General features: G+C 68.6%; 12 protein-coding genes. 6 read left to right on the top strand and 6 right to left on the bottom strand.

Going from position 1 to position 17,128, the window contains the following annotated elements; genetic code table 11:
• Positions 1-52: 52 nt before the first annotated feature.
• Entirely contained in the window at positions 53-5,485 is a 5,433-nt protein-coding gene (locus tag LQ566_RS07575; RefSeq protein ID WP_231091001.1) for a beta strand repeat-containing protein, read from the bottom strand.
• 267 nt (positions 5,486-5,752) lie between these two features.
• On the bottom strand, positions 5,753-6,292 hold the full coding sequence (locus LQ566_RS07570) for a YaeQ family protein (RefSeq protein WP_231091000.1): 540 nt from the start codon (positions 6,290-6,292) through the stop codon (positions 5,753-5,755).
• A 112-nt stretch (positions 6,293-6,404) separates the two neighbouring features.
• Between LQ566_RS07570 and LQ566_RS07565 the strand changes: the two genes are divergently transcribed.
• Positions 6,405-7,157, top strand: a complete 753-nt coding sequence (locus LQ566_RS07565; protein WP_231090999.1) for an alpha/beta hydrolase — start codon at positions 6,405-6,407, stop codon at positions 7,155-7,157.
• A 125-nt stretch (positions 7,158-7,282) separates the two neighbouring features.
• On the opposite strand, the gene LQ566_RS07560 is transcribed toward LQ566_RS07565, so the two are convergent.
• Positions 7,283-8,428 (bottom strand): Gfo/Idh/MocA family protein, encoded by a 1,146-nt coding sequence (locus LQ566_RS07560; protein ID WP_231091397.1) that lies wholly within the window; start codon positions 8,426-8,428, stop codon positions 7,283-7,285.
• Between the two features lie 149 nt (positions 8,429-8,577).
• Between LQ566_RS07560 and LQ566_RS07555 the strand changes: the two genes are divergently transcribed.
• Both LQ566_RS07555 and LQ566_RS07550 read left to right on the top strand, forming a co-directional pair.
• Complete coding sequence (locus LQ566_RS07555; protein ID WP_231090998.1) at positions 8,578-10,422, top strand: substrate-binding and vWA domain-containing protein; 1,845 nt, start codon at positions 8,578-8,580, stop codon at positions 10,420-10,422.
• A 13-nt stretch (positions 10,423-10,435) separates the two neighbouring features.
• A complete protein-coding gene (locus LQ566_RS07550) occupies positions 10,436-11,431 on the top strand; it encodes a hypothetical protein (RefSeq protein WP_231090997.1) in 996 nt (331 codons plus the stop codon).
• A gap of 9 nt (positions 11,432-11,440) precedes the next feature.
• Here LQ566_RS07550 and LQ566_RS07545 read toward each other — a convergent pair whose 3' ends face one another.
• Together LQ566_RS07545 and LQ566_RS07540 are read right to left on the bottom strand one after the other, a co-directional pair.
• Positions 11,441-11,683 (bottom strand): hypothetical protein, encoded by a 243-nt coding sequence (locus LQ566_RS07545; protein ID WP_231090996.1) that lies wholly within the window; start codon positions 11,681-11,683, stop codon positions 11,441-11,443.
• A gap of 134 nt (positions 11,684-11,817) precedes the next feature.
• Positions 11,818-12,231 (bottom strand): hypothetical protein, encoded by a 414-nt coding sequence (locus LQ566_RS07540; RefSeq protein WP_231090995.1) that lies wholly within the window; start codon positions 12,229-12,231, stop codon positions 11,818-11,820.
• On the opposite strand from LQ566_RS07540, the gene LQ566_RS07535 reads away from it, so the two are divergent.
• A complete protein-coding gene (locus tag LQ566_RS07535) occupies positions 12,230-12,667 on the top strand; it encodes a hypothetical protein (RefSeq protein WP_231090994.1) in 438 nt (145 codons plus the stop codon). The genes LQ566_RS07540 and LQ566_RS07535 overlap by 2 nt on opposite strands.
• A 451-nt stretch (positions 12,668-13,118) precedes the next feature.
• Here the strand turns inward: LQ566_RS07535 and LQ566_RS07530 are convergent, their stop codons facing one another.
• Positions 13,119-14,858 carry a sulfatase gene (locus tag LQ566_RS07530; RefSeq protein WP_231090993.1) on the bottom strand — a complete coding sequence of 580 codons (1,740 nt, stop codon included), beginning with the start codon at positions 14,856-14,858 and terminating at the stop codon, positions 13,119-13,121.
• Between the two features lie 166 nt (positions 14,859-15,024).
• Between LQ566_RS07530 and LQ566_RS07525 the strand changes: the two genes are divergently transcribed.
• Positions 15,025-15,627: a PadR family transcriptional regulator gene (locus tag LQ566_RS07525; protein ID WP_231090992.1), complete on the top strand. Its 603-nt coding sequence runs from the start codon at positions 15,025-15,027 to the stop codon at positions 15,625-15,627.
• A 157-nt stretch (positions 15,628-15,784) separates the two neighbouring features.
• Positions 15,785-17,116 (top strand): MFS transporter, encoded by a 1,332-nt coding sequence (locus LQ566_RS07520; protein WP_231090991.1) that lies wholly within the window; start codon positions 15,785-15,787, stop codon positions 17,114-17,116.
• The last annotated feature ends 12 nt before the right edge of the window (positions 17,117-17,128 follow it).

The following is a 17,128-nucleotide window of genomic DNA, read 5'->3' as shown; positions in this document are numbered from 1 at the left end:
ACGAAGGGCGCCCCGTGGGGCGCCCTTCGTTTCGGAGGCTCGGAGCCGGGGGCTACTCCGAGCGGTGAGTACGACGACGCGTGAGGGCGAACAGACTCAGACCCGCGAGGAGCAGGACGATCGCGACCGGGGCTCCCGACACCTCTGCACCCGTCGACGGGAGAGGGGTGGCGGAGGGCGAAGCCGGCACCGCGGGAATCGAGCGCGTGGGCGTCGGCGACGCCGTTCCGCTCGGCACCGGGTCGGTGGGCGTCGGGGTTCCCGGATCCGTCGGTGTTGGTGTCGGTGTCGGTGTCGGCTCCACGGAGCGCTCGGCGACGGTGATCACCAGCGTCTGTTGCACCGCGCCGTCGACGGCGTCGGCCTGCGCCGTCGCGGCGGCGAGCAGGCTTCGCAGCACGCCGGCCGTGGGAAGGGCGCTCCGCGTGGCCGTGATCGTGACCGCGTAGGTGCCGGGGGCGGTCGGAGTCCCGGAGATCGTCGCCGAACCGTCACCGGCGTCGTCGAAGCTCAGACCCGCAGGTAGCGCCCCCACAGCGAGCGATGCAACGGGGAAGCCCTCGGTGTGCACGGTGAAGGATCCGGCCTCGCCTTCGCGGAAATCAGCCGCTGCGGGCGAGGTGAACACGGTCGGCGCCGTCACCGTGATCCGCAGCAGCTGCAGGGCGGAGCCGGTGGAGTTCGCCGCGGTGAGCACGACGGCGCTCGTTCCGGACGTCGTCGGGGTTCCGCTGATCGTGGCGGTCCCGTCGTGGTTGTCTGTCAGCGTGAGGCCGGCGGGCAGCCCGGCATCTACGATCGATGCCGCCGGGAAGCCGGTCGTCGTCACGGTGAACTGCACGTCGTCCCTGATCTTCGCTGTGAGGGTGTCGGCGCTCGTGAAGGCCGGTGCCTCCTGCACGGTGAGGGTGAACGACTGGTCCGCTGTTCCCACGACATTGGTCGCGTGCAGCGTGAACGTGTACTCACCGCCGCGAACGTCCGTTCCGACGAGCGCCGGCGATCCATCCACGTCGGTCAGCTCGACGCCCTTCGGCAGACCGTCTGCGCTGAGCTCCGGTGCGGGGAAACCATCGGTGGTGATGGGCAGCACGAACTCTGCACCGACCACGGCAGAATCCGCGGAGGTGATCGCCGGATCCTCCGTCGAGGTCACCACGACTTCGACGGCGTCGATTCCTCGCGCGTTCTGCGCGGTGACCGAGATCGTGAACCGGCCGCCGTCGGTGGTCGCGCCGGAGAAGAGACCGGTGCCATCGCCGTTGTCGGCGAAGGTGATCCCGTCGGGGAGTCCGGCAACGCTCAGTGCCGCTGCCGGGTATCCGCTCGTCGTCACCGGGACTGCGATCGCGTCACCCACGTGGGTGTCGATGGTGGTGCCGCTCGTGATGCGCGGCGAATCCTCCACCGTGAGGGTGAAGAGCTGCGTGGCGCGATAGGCCGTGCCGTCGACATCGGCGTGCAGCGTGATCTCGTGCACACCCCGCGCCGCGTCGGATCCGACCAGCGCGATGCCATCCGCGTCATCGACCAGAATGACTCCCGCGGGCAGATTCTCAGCGGTCACCGTCGGCACCGGGAAGCCGGAGACGGTGACGGGCAGGCGGAAGTCGATGCCCACCGTTGCGGTGTTCGCCGAGGTGATCAGCGGCAGCTCCGTGACGGTGATGGGAATGGTGCGATACGCCGCTCCCCGCACGTTGGCCGCGCGGACCTCGAGGTCGCTCGCCCCGCCCGCGACCGGGATGCCCGACAGCGTGGCGGTTCCGTCGTGGTTGTCGACGAAGACCAGCCCGTCGGGAGTTCCGACGGCACTGAGCTCCGGCACCGGGAAGCCGGTCGTCGTGATGGTGACCTCGCCCTCGACACCCGCGCGGAAGCGCGCGTCCGCCGGGCCGGTGATGGCGGCGGGTTCGGTGACGGTGATCGTCAGCTCCTGCGTGACGTCCTCGGTGCCGTTCGCGGCGGTGAGGGTGACGGGGAATGCGCCGCTCTGCGTCGGAGCGCCCGTGATGGTGGCGGTGCCGTCGGCGTTCGGCCAGAACGAGAGGCCATCGGGAAGCGTGGAGGCGGTGAGCGCCGCGTTCGGGTAGCCCGTCGTCGTCACGGTGAACGTACCCGTCTCGCAGAGGGCGAAGGTCGCCGCGTCGAGGGAGGTGAACTGCGGCACGGCGTCGATCACGAGGGCGATCGGCACCAGCCATGCGGGAGCGAAGCCGTTCTCGGCACGGACGAGTGTGAACGTCGTTCCGACCTCGGTCGGAGTGCCCGAGATCTGCCAGAGCAGATCGTCGATCCGTGTCAGGCTCAGCCCGGCCGGCAGGGCGTCCACGGTGATCGTCGGAGCGGGGAAACCGGCCGTCGCGATCTGCACGGTCATGGGCTGACCGACGCGGTACCGCGGATCGACGGGAACCGCAGCGACCGGTGCCGATCCGACGGTCATCGTGGGCTGTGCTGTGACGGTGCCGCGGTCGTTCGTCGCGGTCACGAGGGGGTGGTACAGCCCGGGCAGCGTCGGCGTGCCCTGGACACGCACCCCGGTGGGGGTGCTTGTCGCCGTGAGTCCATTGGGGAGACCCGCGACGGTGACGACCGGTGCCGGGTAGCCGCTGGCCGTGATCGTGATGTCGACCGGCTCTCCCACGGGCAGGTCGTAGGAGGCATCAGCCGTGATCGCCGGTTCGTCGGTGACGTCGATCTGCAGCGGCTGCACGTCCATCAGGGAGTTCGCCGCGGTGACGGTCGCGTACCAGGTGCCCGTGCTCGTCGGCCGGCCGGAGACCGTGCCCGTTCCGTCGCCGTTGTCGACGAAAGTGATGCCGCTGGGCAGCGATGCGATGGAGAGGTGCGGTGCCGGATACCCCGAGGTCGTCACCAGGAAGGTCGAATCCTGGCCGAACGGGAACTCGACCCGGGGCGCCGAGGTGATCCGCGCAGGTTCGTTGACGGTGATGCGCAGCTGGTCGTGTGCGGGAGTGGTGCCATTCACAGCCGTGAGGTCGACGACGTGCTCACCGTTCTCGGTCACCGTGCCGCGCACCCAGGTGCCGTCCCCGTCGGTGACGATGCTCAGCCCCTCCGGCAGACCCGTGGCGGCGACCGAGGGCTCGGGATATCCGGTCAGTTCGATCTTCCGGTCGATCTCGTCGCCGATGGTGACCAGGATGTCGGCGCCGGCGTTGATCGTCGGGGCCTGTGTGATGGTGAGAAGAACCTCGTGGGTGGTCGTCACGCCGAACTGAGTGGCCGTCACCAGGAGAGTGGAGGTGCCCGTGCTGGTCGGGGTGCCGGAGAACGTCACCTTTCCGGCCTCCTGCGTGACCTGGAGGCCATACAGGTCGCCGATGACGGTGACGCCGGTGTTCGGGGCGGGAACCGGATCGCCGCTCACGGTGAGGATCACCGGGGTGAGCGGGACGCCGACGGGAGCGGTGATCTCCGTGGAGCCGGAGATCGAGGGACCGACGAAGGGCCTGACCACGGTCTCGCTGCTCCCTGAACCCCACCGGTTCGTCGCTGTGACCGCAACGGTGACCGGGACGCTGGAGGCATCGGGGGTCGCGACCAGCTCCCAGCCGCCACCGGGATTCTGGGCCAGTGCGAGCCAGGACGGCAGCGCTGCGTCACCCGGGGAGGACACGGCGGTCACTGTCGGTGCCGGCGAGCCCGCGACACCGATCGCGATGACGGTGCGCTCGCCGACCGGGGCGTTGGTGTTACTGACCAGATTCGTGATGCCGGCGGCGGCCCCGATCACGACGATGACCGGGAACAGCGTCTGCTGGGTGGAGTTGGTGGCACGGACCTGGAACGTGAAGGTACCCGTGGCCTGCGGAATGCCCGAGACCGTGAGGCCGGATCCGCTGGTCGTGGCGGTGAGCCCGGCCGGCAGCGTCCCGACGACGTCCATGCTCGGAGCGGGCCACCCAGCCGAGGTGTACGTCTGCGAGAAAGCGGTGTTCACGGCCCCGTCCGCCGACAGTGCCCCGGAGATCACGGGGGCGGAGAGCACGTCGATGGTGAGTGTCTGGGTGACGTCGCCGGGAAGCGTGAGGGGGACGATGAAACGACCGTCCCGTGTCGGTATCCCGGTCAGATGCAGGGAGTTGTCGCCCTGCTCCGACACGATTCCGTCGGGGAGGGTGCCGCCCACGGTGACCGGAGTGTTCGCCGGGCCCTCCCAGCGCACGGTGAAGTCGGCGGGCTGATTGATCGTGAACGAGACGCTGGGGGAGGTGACGAAGCCCACCGCGTTGACGGTGATGGTCACGGCGGCCGAGGGCGATCCGAGCGCGCTGGATGCGGCGATGGACGACGTGAACGTGCCGGCCTGGGTGGGGGTGCCGGAGATCAGACCCGAGGACGAGAGCGACGTCCCGGGCGGAAGCTGGCCGCCCGACACCGAGAAGCTCGGTGCCGGGGTGCCGGTCGCGGAGAGCTGCCGGCTGAAGGCCACCCCGACGATGGCGGTGGCGGTGAGGGGGCTGATCGTGGGCGCGGTTCCCTGGGCGATGGTCACCGGGTCACTGAGTGCAGCGCTGTTCGACTGCGCCCAGTTGTCGGTCACGATTCCCGCGGGAGCCCGCAGCGCGATCGTTCCCGCTCCGGACACGGTGGTGGTGTAGCGGTAGCGTCCGTTGCCCAGGTTGGTGAGCGTCGCACCGCCCGCCGAGACCGTGCCGGTGGTCTGGACGGCGAAGGAGGTGGCTGCGGGCCCGGTCGTCAGGCTGGCGGGCTGGCCGTCGGAGAGGATCGACACATCCCAGGAGAGTTGCCCTGTCCCTTCGATCCACCGCGGGCTGGTGGCGCCCACCGGGGCGAAGGTGACGGCGGGAGCGCCGGGCTGGGCGCCACCGGTGGGAGTGGTGCGGATCTCCGTGAGGCGGATCGTGGTGACGTCGGGGGAGAGGTTGCGCGGGGAGTAGAACGAGACCGTGATGGATGCCACGCTGTGAAAATCCGGCGACGGCGTGAAGCATGCCGACATGCCGTTGCAGCTGAAGTTCATGATCTGGTTGAAATCGGTCACTACCGGGTATCCGGTGTTGTAGACGCCGGTGGTGCCGTTGGTGTCGGTCACCGAGATCGCGGCTGTGACCGCGCTTTCCCACTCGGGAGCGTTCCCGGTACGGGTGACGCTCTCAACGCCGATCATGAACTCGGTGTTGTTGCCGTTGGAGGTGAGATCGAGCGCTGAGCCGAAGGTGTACTGCAGGGTGGTGCCGGTGACCGAGCCGCCGTTCGGCGAGTACGTCTGCACGATTCCCACGCCTCCGGATTCGGTGAAGCCGTAGCCGGACGGGCTGGTCGAGTCGACGGAGCGCGTGCCGGTGACCGTCCCGCTGAAGTCGTCGATCACGATCGGTGCGACCGCCGACGCCGCCACCGGAACGGCGACGATGCCGAGTGCGACGGTGAGGGCGGCGACGATGCCGAGTGCCGCGGTGCGAAGGGACGACGAAGCGGTACGACGAACGCGCATGGGGGCCACATTTCGGGGACGACCGGAGAACCGGCGGAGGGGGTGAGCGGTCGGGGACTCGGGTGAGAATCCGCTCATCCCGGATTATGCCGCGTTTTCGACCCCCGCGGAATGCATGATGCAGATCCGTGACACGCCGGTGTTCCCGGGGTGCATCATGCGGTGGTCTGTCACGAAATCATGATCATGTCGCCAACCCATGATCCATCCGCCGGATCGGTCATGGTTCCGCGACGTGCTCCTGCGTTCGCGGCAGGCGATGATGAGTCAGCCGGCGGCGCGCTCGTGCAACTCGGTGGTGAACAACTGCCCGTTGAGATCCAGGTACAGCTGGCCCTCGGTGACAGAGACGATCATCGTGCTCCGCCGCTCCACCGCCGCGACCGCGGACTCGATGAATCCGGGATCGAAGCTGCGCACGCGGATGTCCTCGGCGCGGTGCAGCGGCTTGCCCGCCCATGTGGCGATCACCTTGGCCGGGTCGCGATGCGTCCACACCACGGTGCGGTCGGCCAGCTTGCTGCCGAAGTGGACGCGGCCGGCGTCGGGGGAGCCCACCTCGATCCACGCCGTGATGCGCCCGGTGAGGTCCTTCACGAGGATGGCGGGCTCGTCCACCGAGGAGATGCCCGCGGTGAAGTCGATGCCCTCTTCATACTCCAGCGCATAGGCCAGCACCCGGGTGAGCATGTACGCGGCCGTCTCGGACGGATGCTGCGCGACGCGGAGGGAGAGCTCCTCATAGACGCCGCGGTCGACGTCGGCGAGGGAGACCTGGAAGGTGTGGATCGTCGCGCCTGCAGCCATCCCTCGAGCCTATCGGCGTCGTCAGTGGCGGATTTCCGACGGCGAGCCGCTGCGACCAGGCAGGCGTATTCTGTCACGCCGACGGCCGGACACCGGGCGCCGAATGGAGACCATGAACATCACCACCCACCATCGCGTCGACGAGGTGCTCATCGAGCGGGACTTCACGCTGGGAGACATCGACGGCGTGCTCTGGACACCGGCGGCTTCGGCTGGGGCCCCGGCTCCTCTCATCCTGCTCGGACAGCCCGGAGGGTTCGCGCTGGAGCGCATGCGGCCGGGTCTGCGCGCGCGTGCGCGCAGCGCGGCATCGTCGGCAATCGCCTCGATCGCGATCGAACAGCCCGGCGCGGGTGCGCGGCCGCCGCTTCCCGGAGCGGAGCAGGTGCGCGCGGAGTTGCGCGAGGCGCTCGCAGCCGGGCGGCCGCCGGGCGATGACCTCGTCGATCGACTCATCCTGCCGCTGGTGGATCGCGCCGTACCGGAGTGGCAGGCCGCCCTGGACGCGGTGCAGCAGCGTGACGACATCGGGGATCGAGTCGCCGTCTCCGGGGGCGTCGTCTCGATCGCCATCGCTCTCGCACTCCGCGATCCGCGGATCGTGGCAGCCGGGCTCTTCGCGGGCAGCTTCGTGCCTCGCAGCGTTCTCGACGCCGCGCACCGGCTCACGATTCCGATCCACATGCTGCTGCAGTGGGATGACGAGGGGAACGACCGGCAGATGGCTCTGGACCTGTTCGACGCCTTCGGGTCGTCCGAGAAGACACTCCAGGCGAACCTCGGCGGTCATACGGGTGTGCCGTCGTTCGCAGGCGAGGATGCCGCACGCTTCTACGTCCGTCACCTCTTTCCCGCGGGCATCTGATCCCGCGGGCATCTGACTCTTTCCCGTAGGCATCTGACGGGGGGGGGGGGGGGACATCCGTCCGCGGGTGGGAATCCACACAGTGCGCCGGTTCTCGCCCACCGGCGCACGTCTCGGGGAGGGGGTCAGGACTCGATCCGAACCCACGTGCTGCCGGCCGCGGAGCTCGCCTCGACGGCATCCAGCACGCGCTGGATGTGCAGGCCCTCGGCGAAGCTGGGCGATGCGGGAGTCCCGTCCGCGATCGCGGTGACGAAGTCCACCACCTGGTGGCTGAAGCCGTGCTCGTAGCCGAGCATGTGCCCGGTGGGCCACCAGGCCCCCGCGTAGGGGTGCTCGGCCTCGGTGACGAGGATCCGCCGGAAGCCCAGCTCCAGCTCGGGCGCGGTGGCGTCGTAGAACTGCAGCTCGTTCATGCGCTCCATGTCGAAGGACAGGGCGCCTCGCGTGCCGGAGATCTCGAACCGGAAGGCGTTCTTGCGCCCGGTCCGGAAGCGTGTCGCCTCGAACGATCCGAGCGCCCCGCTGTCGAAGCGTCCGGTGAACAGCGCCACGTCATCGACGGTGACTTCGCCCCGCTCATCCGATGCGGTGCCGCTCAGCCCGACGCCGGAGGCGAGCAGCGGACGCTCGGTCACCAGGGTCTCCAGCAGTCCGGACACCGAGGTGAGGTGCGCCCCGGTGACGAACTCGACCATGTCGATGGCGTGGGCGCCGATGTCGCCGAGGGATCCGGATCCGGCGCGCTCCTTCTGCAGTCGCCACGTCAGCGGCGCTTCGGGGTCGGTGAGCCAGTCCTGCAGGTACTCGGCGCGGATCTGGCGGATTTCGCCGAGGCGGCCGTCTGCCACGAGCTGGCGGGCGAACGTCGCTGCGGGCACCCGGCGGTAGGTGAAGCCGACCATCGATCGCACACCGTTGCGCTCCGCCTCCTCGGCCACCGCGGTCATCTCGGCGGCCTCTGCGACGGTGTTGGCCAGCGGCTTCTCGCACATGACGTGCTTACCGGCGCGCAGGGCTGCCAGGGCGATCTCGGCGTGGGTGTCGCCCGGGGTGACGATGTCGACCACGTCGATGTCGTCGCGTGCGATCACGGCACGCCAGTCATCGGACGCCTCGTCCCAGCCCCAGGTGTCCGCCGCGGCGCGGGCGCTGTCGAGATTGCGGCCCACAAGCACCTGCATCCGCACGTCGGCGGGCAGGTCGAAGAACCGCGGCGCCACGCGCCATGCCTGTGAGTGGGCGGCCCCCATGAAGCCGTGACCGATCATCGCCACCCGAAGTGCCTGGGGCATCGTTGCTCCTCCGCTAAAAAGTTGTTTCGCACAACATATTCCACCGACGTCCGTTCGTCCACCCTCCGGACAACGGAAGGGTCTCGAAGTTCCCGCTCGCGCGAAGCGCCGAATACGCTGGTGCCATGAGTCAGCAGCGCAGGGGGAATCGCACAACGACACGGGGCCGTCGCCTTCGGAGCTGGGGCATCGCCGCCCTCGCCTCGATCGTCGTGCTGAGCGGCTGCTCGGCCTCGGGGCCGGTGGATGAGACCTCCTCCGGCACCGACTGGGCAGATGACGGCTGCACCAGCGTCGTGGTGGCCACGAGCTCGGAGAAGGTCAACATGCTGGACGCGCTCGCGGACGCATTCAAGGAGTCGTCCGAGGCGAAGTCGCTGAAGACCTGCGCGACCGTGCGGCCGATCAACGTGACCTCCGGCGATGCGACCCGCTACCTCACCGCCGGTGGCGACTGGCCGGATGAGGACCCCCGCCGCTGGCCGACGATGTGGTCACCCGCCTCAACGGTGTGGACCTCCCGGGTGGCCGCTGCGGCGTCGCCCGCCATCGTCGGGGAGCCGAAGTCCTTCACCCACACCCCCATCGTGTTCGGCATGCCCGAGACGATGGCGAAGGCGCTCGGCTGGCCGAACAAGGACATCGGCATCGCCGACTTCGCGAAGCTCTGCCAGGACCCGGAGGGCTGGGGGAGCGTCGGCAAGCCGGTCTGGGGCGCGTTCAAGATCTCCAAGACCAACCCCAACACCTCCACCACGGGTCTGTCCGCCATCCTCATGCAGTCCTACGCCGCTGCCGACAAGACGGCGGACCTCACGACCGCGGATGTGGCAGCGGCGGCCGACTTCTCGCGCGTGTTCGAGGAGTGCGTCATCCACTACGGCGACACCACCGGCAAGGTGCTGAACACCCTGTACAAGGGCACGCAGAACGGCACGGGCGGCTCCGGCTACGTCTCCGCCGTGGCGCTGGAGGAGACCTCGCTGCTCAACTACAACCAGGGCAACGCCGATTCGCACACCGTCGAGCCGGGGGAGAAGCTGACCCCGCCGAAGGAGAAGCTGGTCGCCGTCTACCCGAGCGGCGGATCGATGTGGTCGGACAACCCCATCACCGTGCTGGGCACCTCCTGGGTCACTCCGGAGCAGCGCGCCGCCGGCGAGGCGTTCGCCGCCTTCGTGCAGACCGAGACCGCGCAGCGGATCCTGCCGCAGTTCGGCTTCCGCCCGCTCGACGAGTCGGTGCCCCTGGGCGACCTCTTCACCGCCGCCTACGGCGTGGACCCGGCGAAGCCGACCGTCTCGCTCCCCCAGCCCGCGGTGGACGTGGTGTCCGCGGCCATCGACCAGTGGACCACCATCCGCAAGCCGTCGAGCGTGCTGGAGCTCATCGACATCTCGGGTTCCATGGACGAGCCCATCGGCGACGGCCGCTCGCGCCTCGATGGCGCGATCCAGGGAGCGCAGTCCACGCTCGGCCACTTCCGCTCCACGGACGAGGTCGGCGTGTGGGCCTTCACCACCGGTGTCTCCTCCGACGCCGGCAACGGCATCGTGGCGCTGCGTGACGTGGAGGCGCTCGCCGACGCGAAGGAGAGCATCAATACCTCGCTCGATGACCTCCGCTACGCCCAGCGCAACGGCACGCCGCTCTACGACGCCATCGCCACGGCGTACGACGAGATGCGCAGTCGCGCCGAGCCCGGTCGCATCAACGCGATCGTGGTGCTCTCCGACGGTGAGGACACCGACTCGTCCATCTCGCTCGACTCGCTGATCGCCAAGATCCGCCAGGACTCGGGTGAGGGATCGGGGGCAGCGCCGGTGCGCATCTTCCCGATCGCCTACGGCAACAGCGCCGACACGGGCGTGCTGCAGCGCATCGCCGAGGCCACCGGTGGTCAGTGGTTCGACGCCTCCGACTCCGCCAAGATCGACCTGGTGTTCGCCTCGGTCATCAACAACTTCTGATCGGAGAGCGCACGTGCCGCATCTGCTCCCGTTCGACTACGTCAGTGACGCGATCGATCATCTCGCGAGCCAGCAGGTGTACGTCGACAAGGGCGTCCCGGACTGGCAGACGCTGCAGGCGAGCCTGGAGGAGCAGGTCGCGGGAACCGACATCGCCGTGGTGGTCTACCCGGAGTCGGTGAAGGACCTGGTGGGACGCTCCTCGGAGATGCTGGATCGCATCGCCTCGCGGGATGGGCACGACACGCTCGTCGTTGCGGTGGGGGACGACCTCGCCGCGACGTCGGACGTGGTGCCTGCCACCGACGCGCTGCGCATCGCGAACGAGCAGGAGCAGCAGGGGCCGATGACCGAGTCGCTGCCTGCCACGATCCAGGGGATCGTCGCGCTCACCCCCTCCGGCGACGACGCGGGCGGCGGTTTCGGCGGCGGGCTGGTGGCCGGCGTGACGGTGGGAGCGGTGGCGCTCGTCGCTGCCGTGACGGTTCCGCTCGTGATCGCTCGGCGTCGGCGAAAGGCGACATCCCCGGCCAGGCCCACCGCGCTGCCGGGGCCGATCCTCGCCGACATCGCCACCCTCCGCGGATTCATCCCGGCCTACGCCGCAGCGAGCGATCCCGTCGCGCAGCGGGCGGCGCGCGGCATCGATGCGCTCGCCACGAACACGGGGGAACTGTTCATGCGGCTGGCGCGTCGTCCCGACGACGGCCAGATTGCCACCGCGGGAGTGGAATACGACGCGAAGCTGCGCAAGCTGATCGCGGCGCTGCATCCCGACTACCTGCTCGACATCGTCCGCAACCCCCATCTCTGGGACGACCCCCAGGAGCGCATCGCCGAGGTCGAGCGCGCTCTCGGTGCCGTGTCGGACGAGGTGGTGGAGAACATCAAGCAGGTCAACGCGTTCCGCGCGCTTCACTTCCAGGTGACGCTGGACTCCCTGGTGGGCGGTCGCAAGGAGCTGCAGGACTGGGACCGCGACTTCCGCGCCGCCTCCGGCGACGCCTGACTCGGCCCATCAAGGAAGATCGCGCTCATCGGGCTCCTTGTCAGGCCGTTGGTGCTCGCCGAGCCTGGTGCGTAGCCAGCTGGTGAGGAGACCGACGAGGACGCCGACGAGGACGCTGATCGGGATCCGGACCCACACGTTTAGGTCGAATTCCAGAGCCAGAACCGCGTTCATTGCAAGAGCGACGAGCGCGGTGATCAGCGAGATGACAACGGTGCTCGCAAGCGGGGTTCCGGGTTCTGTCTTGACCATGCCGTGCAAACTAGGTTCGGATCATCCGAACGCGGTGGGAAACGGACATCATCGAACACCCCGGCCGGGCGCGACAGGCTGTCATTGGGCGGCGTCGGGGCACAGCGAGAGTGCTGAGCGAGGCGTGGGGGCGGTCAGGCGCCGACGATCTGCTCCGTCCGGGTGTTGTTGGTCTCGTCGATGTCGCCCGGCAGGTCCACGATGGTGGACGTGATGCCTCCGCTGTAGCTCGGATCGATCTGCGCCGTCACCGTCGCCGGGGCATCGCCCGGGTTCAGGAGAGTGTTGGTCTCGCACGTCACGACCACGGTCTCCTCCCAGGCCCCACCCGTGTTCAGCGAGGTGGGCAGGGGAGAGGGGGTGCAGGTCAGGCGGGGATCGATCGCCCAGGTCGCGGTGGCCACGCCGCCGCCGTACACGTTGTTGACGATCGTGAACTGGACACTCGATCCCACCGGGATGGCGCCCGTGGATGCTGCACTCGGACCGAAGCTCCCCGAGAACTGGATGCCCGACGTTCCGCTGGCCCCGTCGAAGTCGTAGTCCATGGCGGCAGTCACTTCGCCGTCGATCACCGTGGGTGTCGACGTGGGCGTCGGCGTGGGCGTCGGTGTTGCCGTGGGTGTGACGGTCGGCGTGGGGGTGGGCGTCGGCGTGGTGGTAGGCGTGGGTGTCGCCGTCGGTGTCGGCGTGGGTGTTGCAGTCGGCGTCGGCGTTGCCGTCGGTGTCGGGGTGGCCGTCGGCGTGGGGGACGCCGTGGGCGTGGGCGTCGGCGTGGGTGTCGGCGTTGCCGTTGCCGTGGGCGTGGGCGTGGGCGTGGGCGTGGGCGTCGGCGTCGCGGTGGCAGTCGGCGTCGGCGTCGCCGTCACCGTCGGCGTCGAGGACGGCGTGGGATCCGGCGTCGTCGTCGGTGTCGGAGCCGGCGTGGCCGTGGCCGTCGGAGTCGCAACCGGCGGTGCCGGAGTCGGCGACGGGGCGCAGTGAACATCGGCGACCGCCGGCTGAGGCGCCACTACGGCGAACGCCGCAGCTCCCATCAGGATCCCGCCGAGCACGAGGGCGCCGCCAACGGCGCGCGACCGCGTCCGCCACAGCACTAGTGCAGCGCCGAGCGCGAGGATCGCGACACCCGCGATCACCAGGAAGACGCTCGGTCCACCACCGGTCTCCGCCAGCACACAGTCCATGGACAACTCCTTCAGTAACGCGATCGCTCAGCGAGTGCTGCCTGGCTGAGCAAGGCGCAGCAGATCGCGGGCAGCGATCAGCAGCGAAGACTCTCGGGCGACTCTCCTGAGGCGGGATGGGGCCACCGCACAAGACGGTGGTGGCATCCACCCTCCCCCGGCGGATGCCCTGTGCGCCCGACGTGCGAACGTCCGGCGCACACCATCGTGTCACACGTTGTTGGACCGGGTCTACCTTCCGCGGGGGATCAGATCGCGGCGAGCTCGTCGGCGATCGCACGCAAGTGTGCGACAGGGATCGACAGGACCGCTGCCAAGCCGTAGAGGGTCGTGCTTCCGAGCATCCCGAGCAGCTCGCTCTGCGCGAGCATCGGCAGGTGCCGGGTGACCACATCGCGGGAGCGGGGGTGCGCGAGCAGGTCGGGAACGCTCGTTCCCACACCGAACGTCCCCGTCGCGAAGTCCGCCAGCGGGGGAAGCGGCTCGGCGGCCGCGGTCGCCCGGTCGCGCTGTGCGTGTACCAGCAGATGCTCCGGGCCCGGTTCTCCCGTCGCAGGGATGCCGAGCCGTTCGAACTGGCTCGCGGGGGCGTCGTTCTCGCGGAGCTGGACGGCGAGCAGACGCAGCATGCGCAGTTCCAGCTCGGGATCGTCGAGCGGATGCTCTTGTTGCGGGTCCGTTTCCAGATCGAACAGCAGCGACCCGAAGACGTACGGATTGATCTGCGCGCGGCCGCTCAAACGCAGCGGGCGGATGCCCTTCGTGAAGGAGAACGGCGGAGCCAGCTCGGCGTCTGCGAACTCCGCGGGCGCGAACCGGCCGCGCATGTGCGTGGGCATCAGCGTGAACTCCTCCAGCGGAGCGTTTGTGGCATCCGCGCACGCGCGCATGTAGACGTAGCGCCCGTCGGTGATGTTGACGTGGCCGCCGTGGATGCCGAACAGGGCTCCCTCACGCTCCACATCCTCCAGTGGTGCACCGAGCATGTCGGCGGTGGCGTCGATTCCGAAGAACTCCAGGAGGGTCGGCGCGATGTCGATGGTCTGCACCAGGCGGGCGCTGCGTTCGCCGGCGCGGCGCGTTCGCGGATCCCACAGGAAGGCCGGCAGATGCACCAGCTCGTTGAACCACGGCTGCACGCTCTTGGCCCACCAGCCGTGTTCGCCGAGGAGGAAGCCGTGGTCGGTGTTCACGATGAGGAGGGTGTCCTCCCACATGTCGTGCGCGTCCATCGCGTCGAGCACGCGTCCGAGGGAGCGATCGCACATGCTGACCAGCGCCTTGTACTCGAACCGGGCGTGTTCGACCTGGTCTTCCTCCTCCGTCACCTTCGCGTACGGGGGCCAGTCGAATTCGGGTCCGTCGTAGTCGTGCGGATACAGTCGCCGGTACTCCTCGTAGGTGAAGAACGGCTCGTGCGGGTCGAAGCACTCGATCTGGACGAACCAGCGGTCGGCATCCGCGTTGGTGTCGATGAACTCGATCCCGGCGTTGAACGTGAGTGTCTGCGGGTGGTCGGCTTCGCGACGGAGGTAGCCGCGGTTGATGGCGTCCTGCCGGTGGAGCCTGCCCTTGAAGCCGCCGACGACCTCGTCTGGTGCGGGGACATGACCCTTCCACGGGTCGCCCTCCTGTCCGCGGAAGAACTCCCAGGTGGTGTAGCGCGGGTGATAGGTGGCCCCGCCGTCCTCCCAGTAGTGCGGGTGATCGCTCGCCAGGTGGGTGTGCACTCCGTGCTGTCCGAGCATCTCCGGCATCGAGTCGTCGAACGGCTCCAGCGGACCCCAGCTGCGATGGAGGAAGTTATGCCGGCCCGTGTGCAGTTCGCGGCGCGCGGGCATGCAGGGCATGGATCCGGCATAGAAGTTGTCGAACGTCAGGGTGCGCTCGGCGAGCCTGCGGAAGTTGGGAGCGTCGATCTCCTCCGAACCGTACGGCGGCAGCATGTGCCGGTTCAGGCTGTCGAACATCACCATGATGGCCCGCATGTGCGTGTCTCCTCGTCCGCTGGTGCGCGTGCACCATGACACTTGTGGAATAGTGCCGCCACTCAATCACGGCACTGGGGCCGATGTCAATGCGTGCTCGCGTTGACCGTCGATGACACTTGTGTCATTCTTCGACGGGACACCTCTTTCGCGGTACGGAGTCGGCATGAAGCTCGAGCACATCCTTCTGGGGCTCCTCGGCGAGCACCCTCGCACCGGCTACGAGATCAAGAAGTTCCTCGACACCCATGGCCGCTTTCTCCGCTCGAATACCACGATGAGCCAGGTCTATCGCTCGCTGTCGGCGATGACTGATCGCGGCTGGGTCGCGTACGCGGTGGACGAACGGCCGGGGGCGCAGGACGCCAAGATCTACCGCGTCACGCCGGAGGGGATGACGGTCTTCCGCGACTGGCTGGAGGGTCCCTATGTGCCGCCGAGCCGGTTCCAGGATCCCGAACTGTCTGCGCGGCTCGGGTTCGCGGGGTATCTGACCGCCGACCAGCTCATCGCCCTGATCGAGGTGGAGCTGGAGGCCCGGCGCGATCAGGTGGCGAAGTACCGGTTCCGTGATCGCTCGATCGCGCCGGGCACCACGGTCGAGTTCGACCGTGCGCTGGCCGCCGCCGTCGGTGAGCGTCTGCATGTCAATGGCACGAAGCAGATCGACCTGTACATCGCACAGCTCGAAGAGCTGCGGCGCGACCTGCTGGACGGCGCGCTGCCCGTCCCGGAGTCGGCATCTCGCGCCGACGCGCCACGGGGCTGAATCGTGATGCCCATCGCCACCCCGGGTGGCGATGTCCGACGTGCCGCCGAGAGAATCGTTGTTGACAGGAGGATTCCACTAGTGGAGTATTTCTCCATTCCACTTGTGTACTACTGAGCACTCGCCGTGGACCATTTCAATGACGAAAGGGATTCATATGAATACGGCCATCTCGGCGCCGCCGGAGCGCAGCACCCCACGGCGGGCAGCGGGCGTCGCGGGACGGTGGCGGAACCTGTCCACCCTCGTCGGCGTCACGGTGGTCGAAAGCGGCGAAGGCAGCCTCACCACGACGTTGTTCCCTGCGATCGCGAAGACCCTCGGGCTCGGAAACACCGAGCTCGGACTGCTGTCCACACTCGGACGACTCATCGGCGTCCCGTTCGGCCCGTTCTGGGTCTGGTACGCCAATCGCACCTCCCGTCGTCAGGCGATCTTCGTGAGCACCCTGCTGAGCGGCGCACTCGCGGCCGCCTCCGGTTTCGCCGACAACTTCCTCATCCTCCTTCTGCTGCAGACGCTGCAGGCCGGCGCCGTCATCGGCCTCACCCCCATCACCAACGCGGTGATCGCCGACTCCTTCGACGACAAGGCACGAGGCCGCGCCGTCGGCATGCTGTACGGCATCTCCGCCATCCTGAGCTCGGTCATCGGCCCGATCATCGGGCTGCTCTCGATCTGGGAATCGGGCTGGCGCTGGGGGTTCTGGGGAGTGGGCGCACTCCTGGTGCTCACCGGCTTCCTCGTGCTCGTGCTGTTCCGCGAGCCGCAGGTGGGGGCGGCCGACTACGGAGCCGCGGCGCAGCGCGTGGAGTATGTCCGTCCGAGGTTCGCCGACTCCGTCAAGCTGATGCGCGTTCCCACCTTCAGCATCATGATGGCGTCACGCCTGCTGTCCGGGCACCTGCTGATCGGTGTCTTCGGCGTGCAGTTCCTGGTGACCGAGCGCGGCTTCGACAACGCCGTCGCAGCCCTGGTCGCGCTGCCTTTCGGCATCGGCTACTTCCTCGGCACCGTCGGGGGAGGGTTCGTGGTCTCGGCGATCGACCGCCGAGCCGGCGGCAACGGACGCGTGGTCTTCCTGCAGGCGGCGCAGGTGCTCTTCGCTGTCGTCGCCTTCTTCGCCACGCAGTTCGACGTCGGAGCCATCGGCTTCTACATCGCCCTCTGGGGTCTGATGGGGCTGGCGCAGGGGCTCAACCCCGGCGTCAACCGGCCCATCCTGATGTCCGTCATGGCGCCGGAGCTGCGAGCGCAGGGGTTCGTCATCTACCTGACCATCTTCGAGGTGATCGGCTGGGCGGCCTTCACGTTCGTGGCCGGTGTCCTTGCCGACGCCTTCGGGTTGCAGGCGGTGTTCTTCTGGATCCTCGTCGTGCTCATGCTCGTGAACGCGGGCGTGCTGGGCCTGCTGTACCGCTTCTATCCCCGCGATCGGGCCCGCGTCGACGCCCTGATCGCCGCGCGCGTGCAGGAGGAGAGCAGGTAGCTGTTGCTCGGA

The organism is Microbacterium nymphoidis (genome assembly GCF_021044885.1).
GTDB lineage: Bacteria > Actinomycetota > Actinomycetes > Actinomycetales > Microbacteriaceae > Microbacterium > Microbacterium nymphoidis.
The sequence above is the reverse complement of the archived record's forward strand: the minus strand, read 5'-3'. Positions and strand labels throughout refer to the sequence as shown.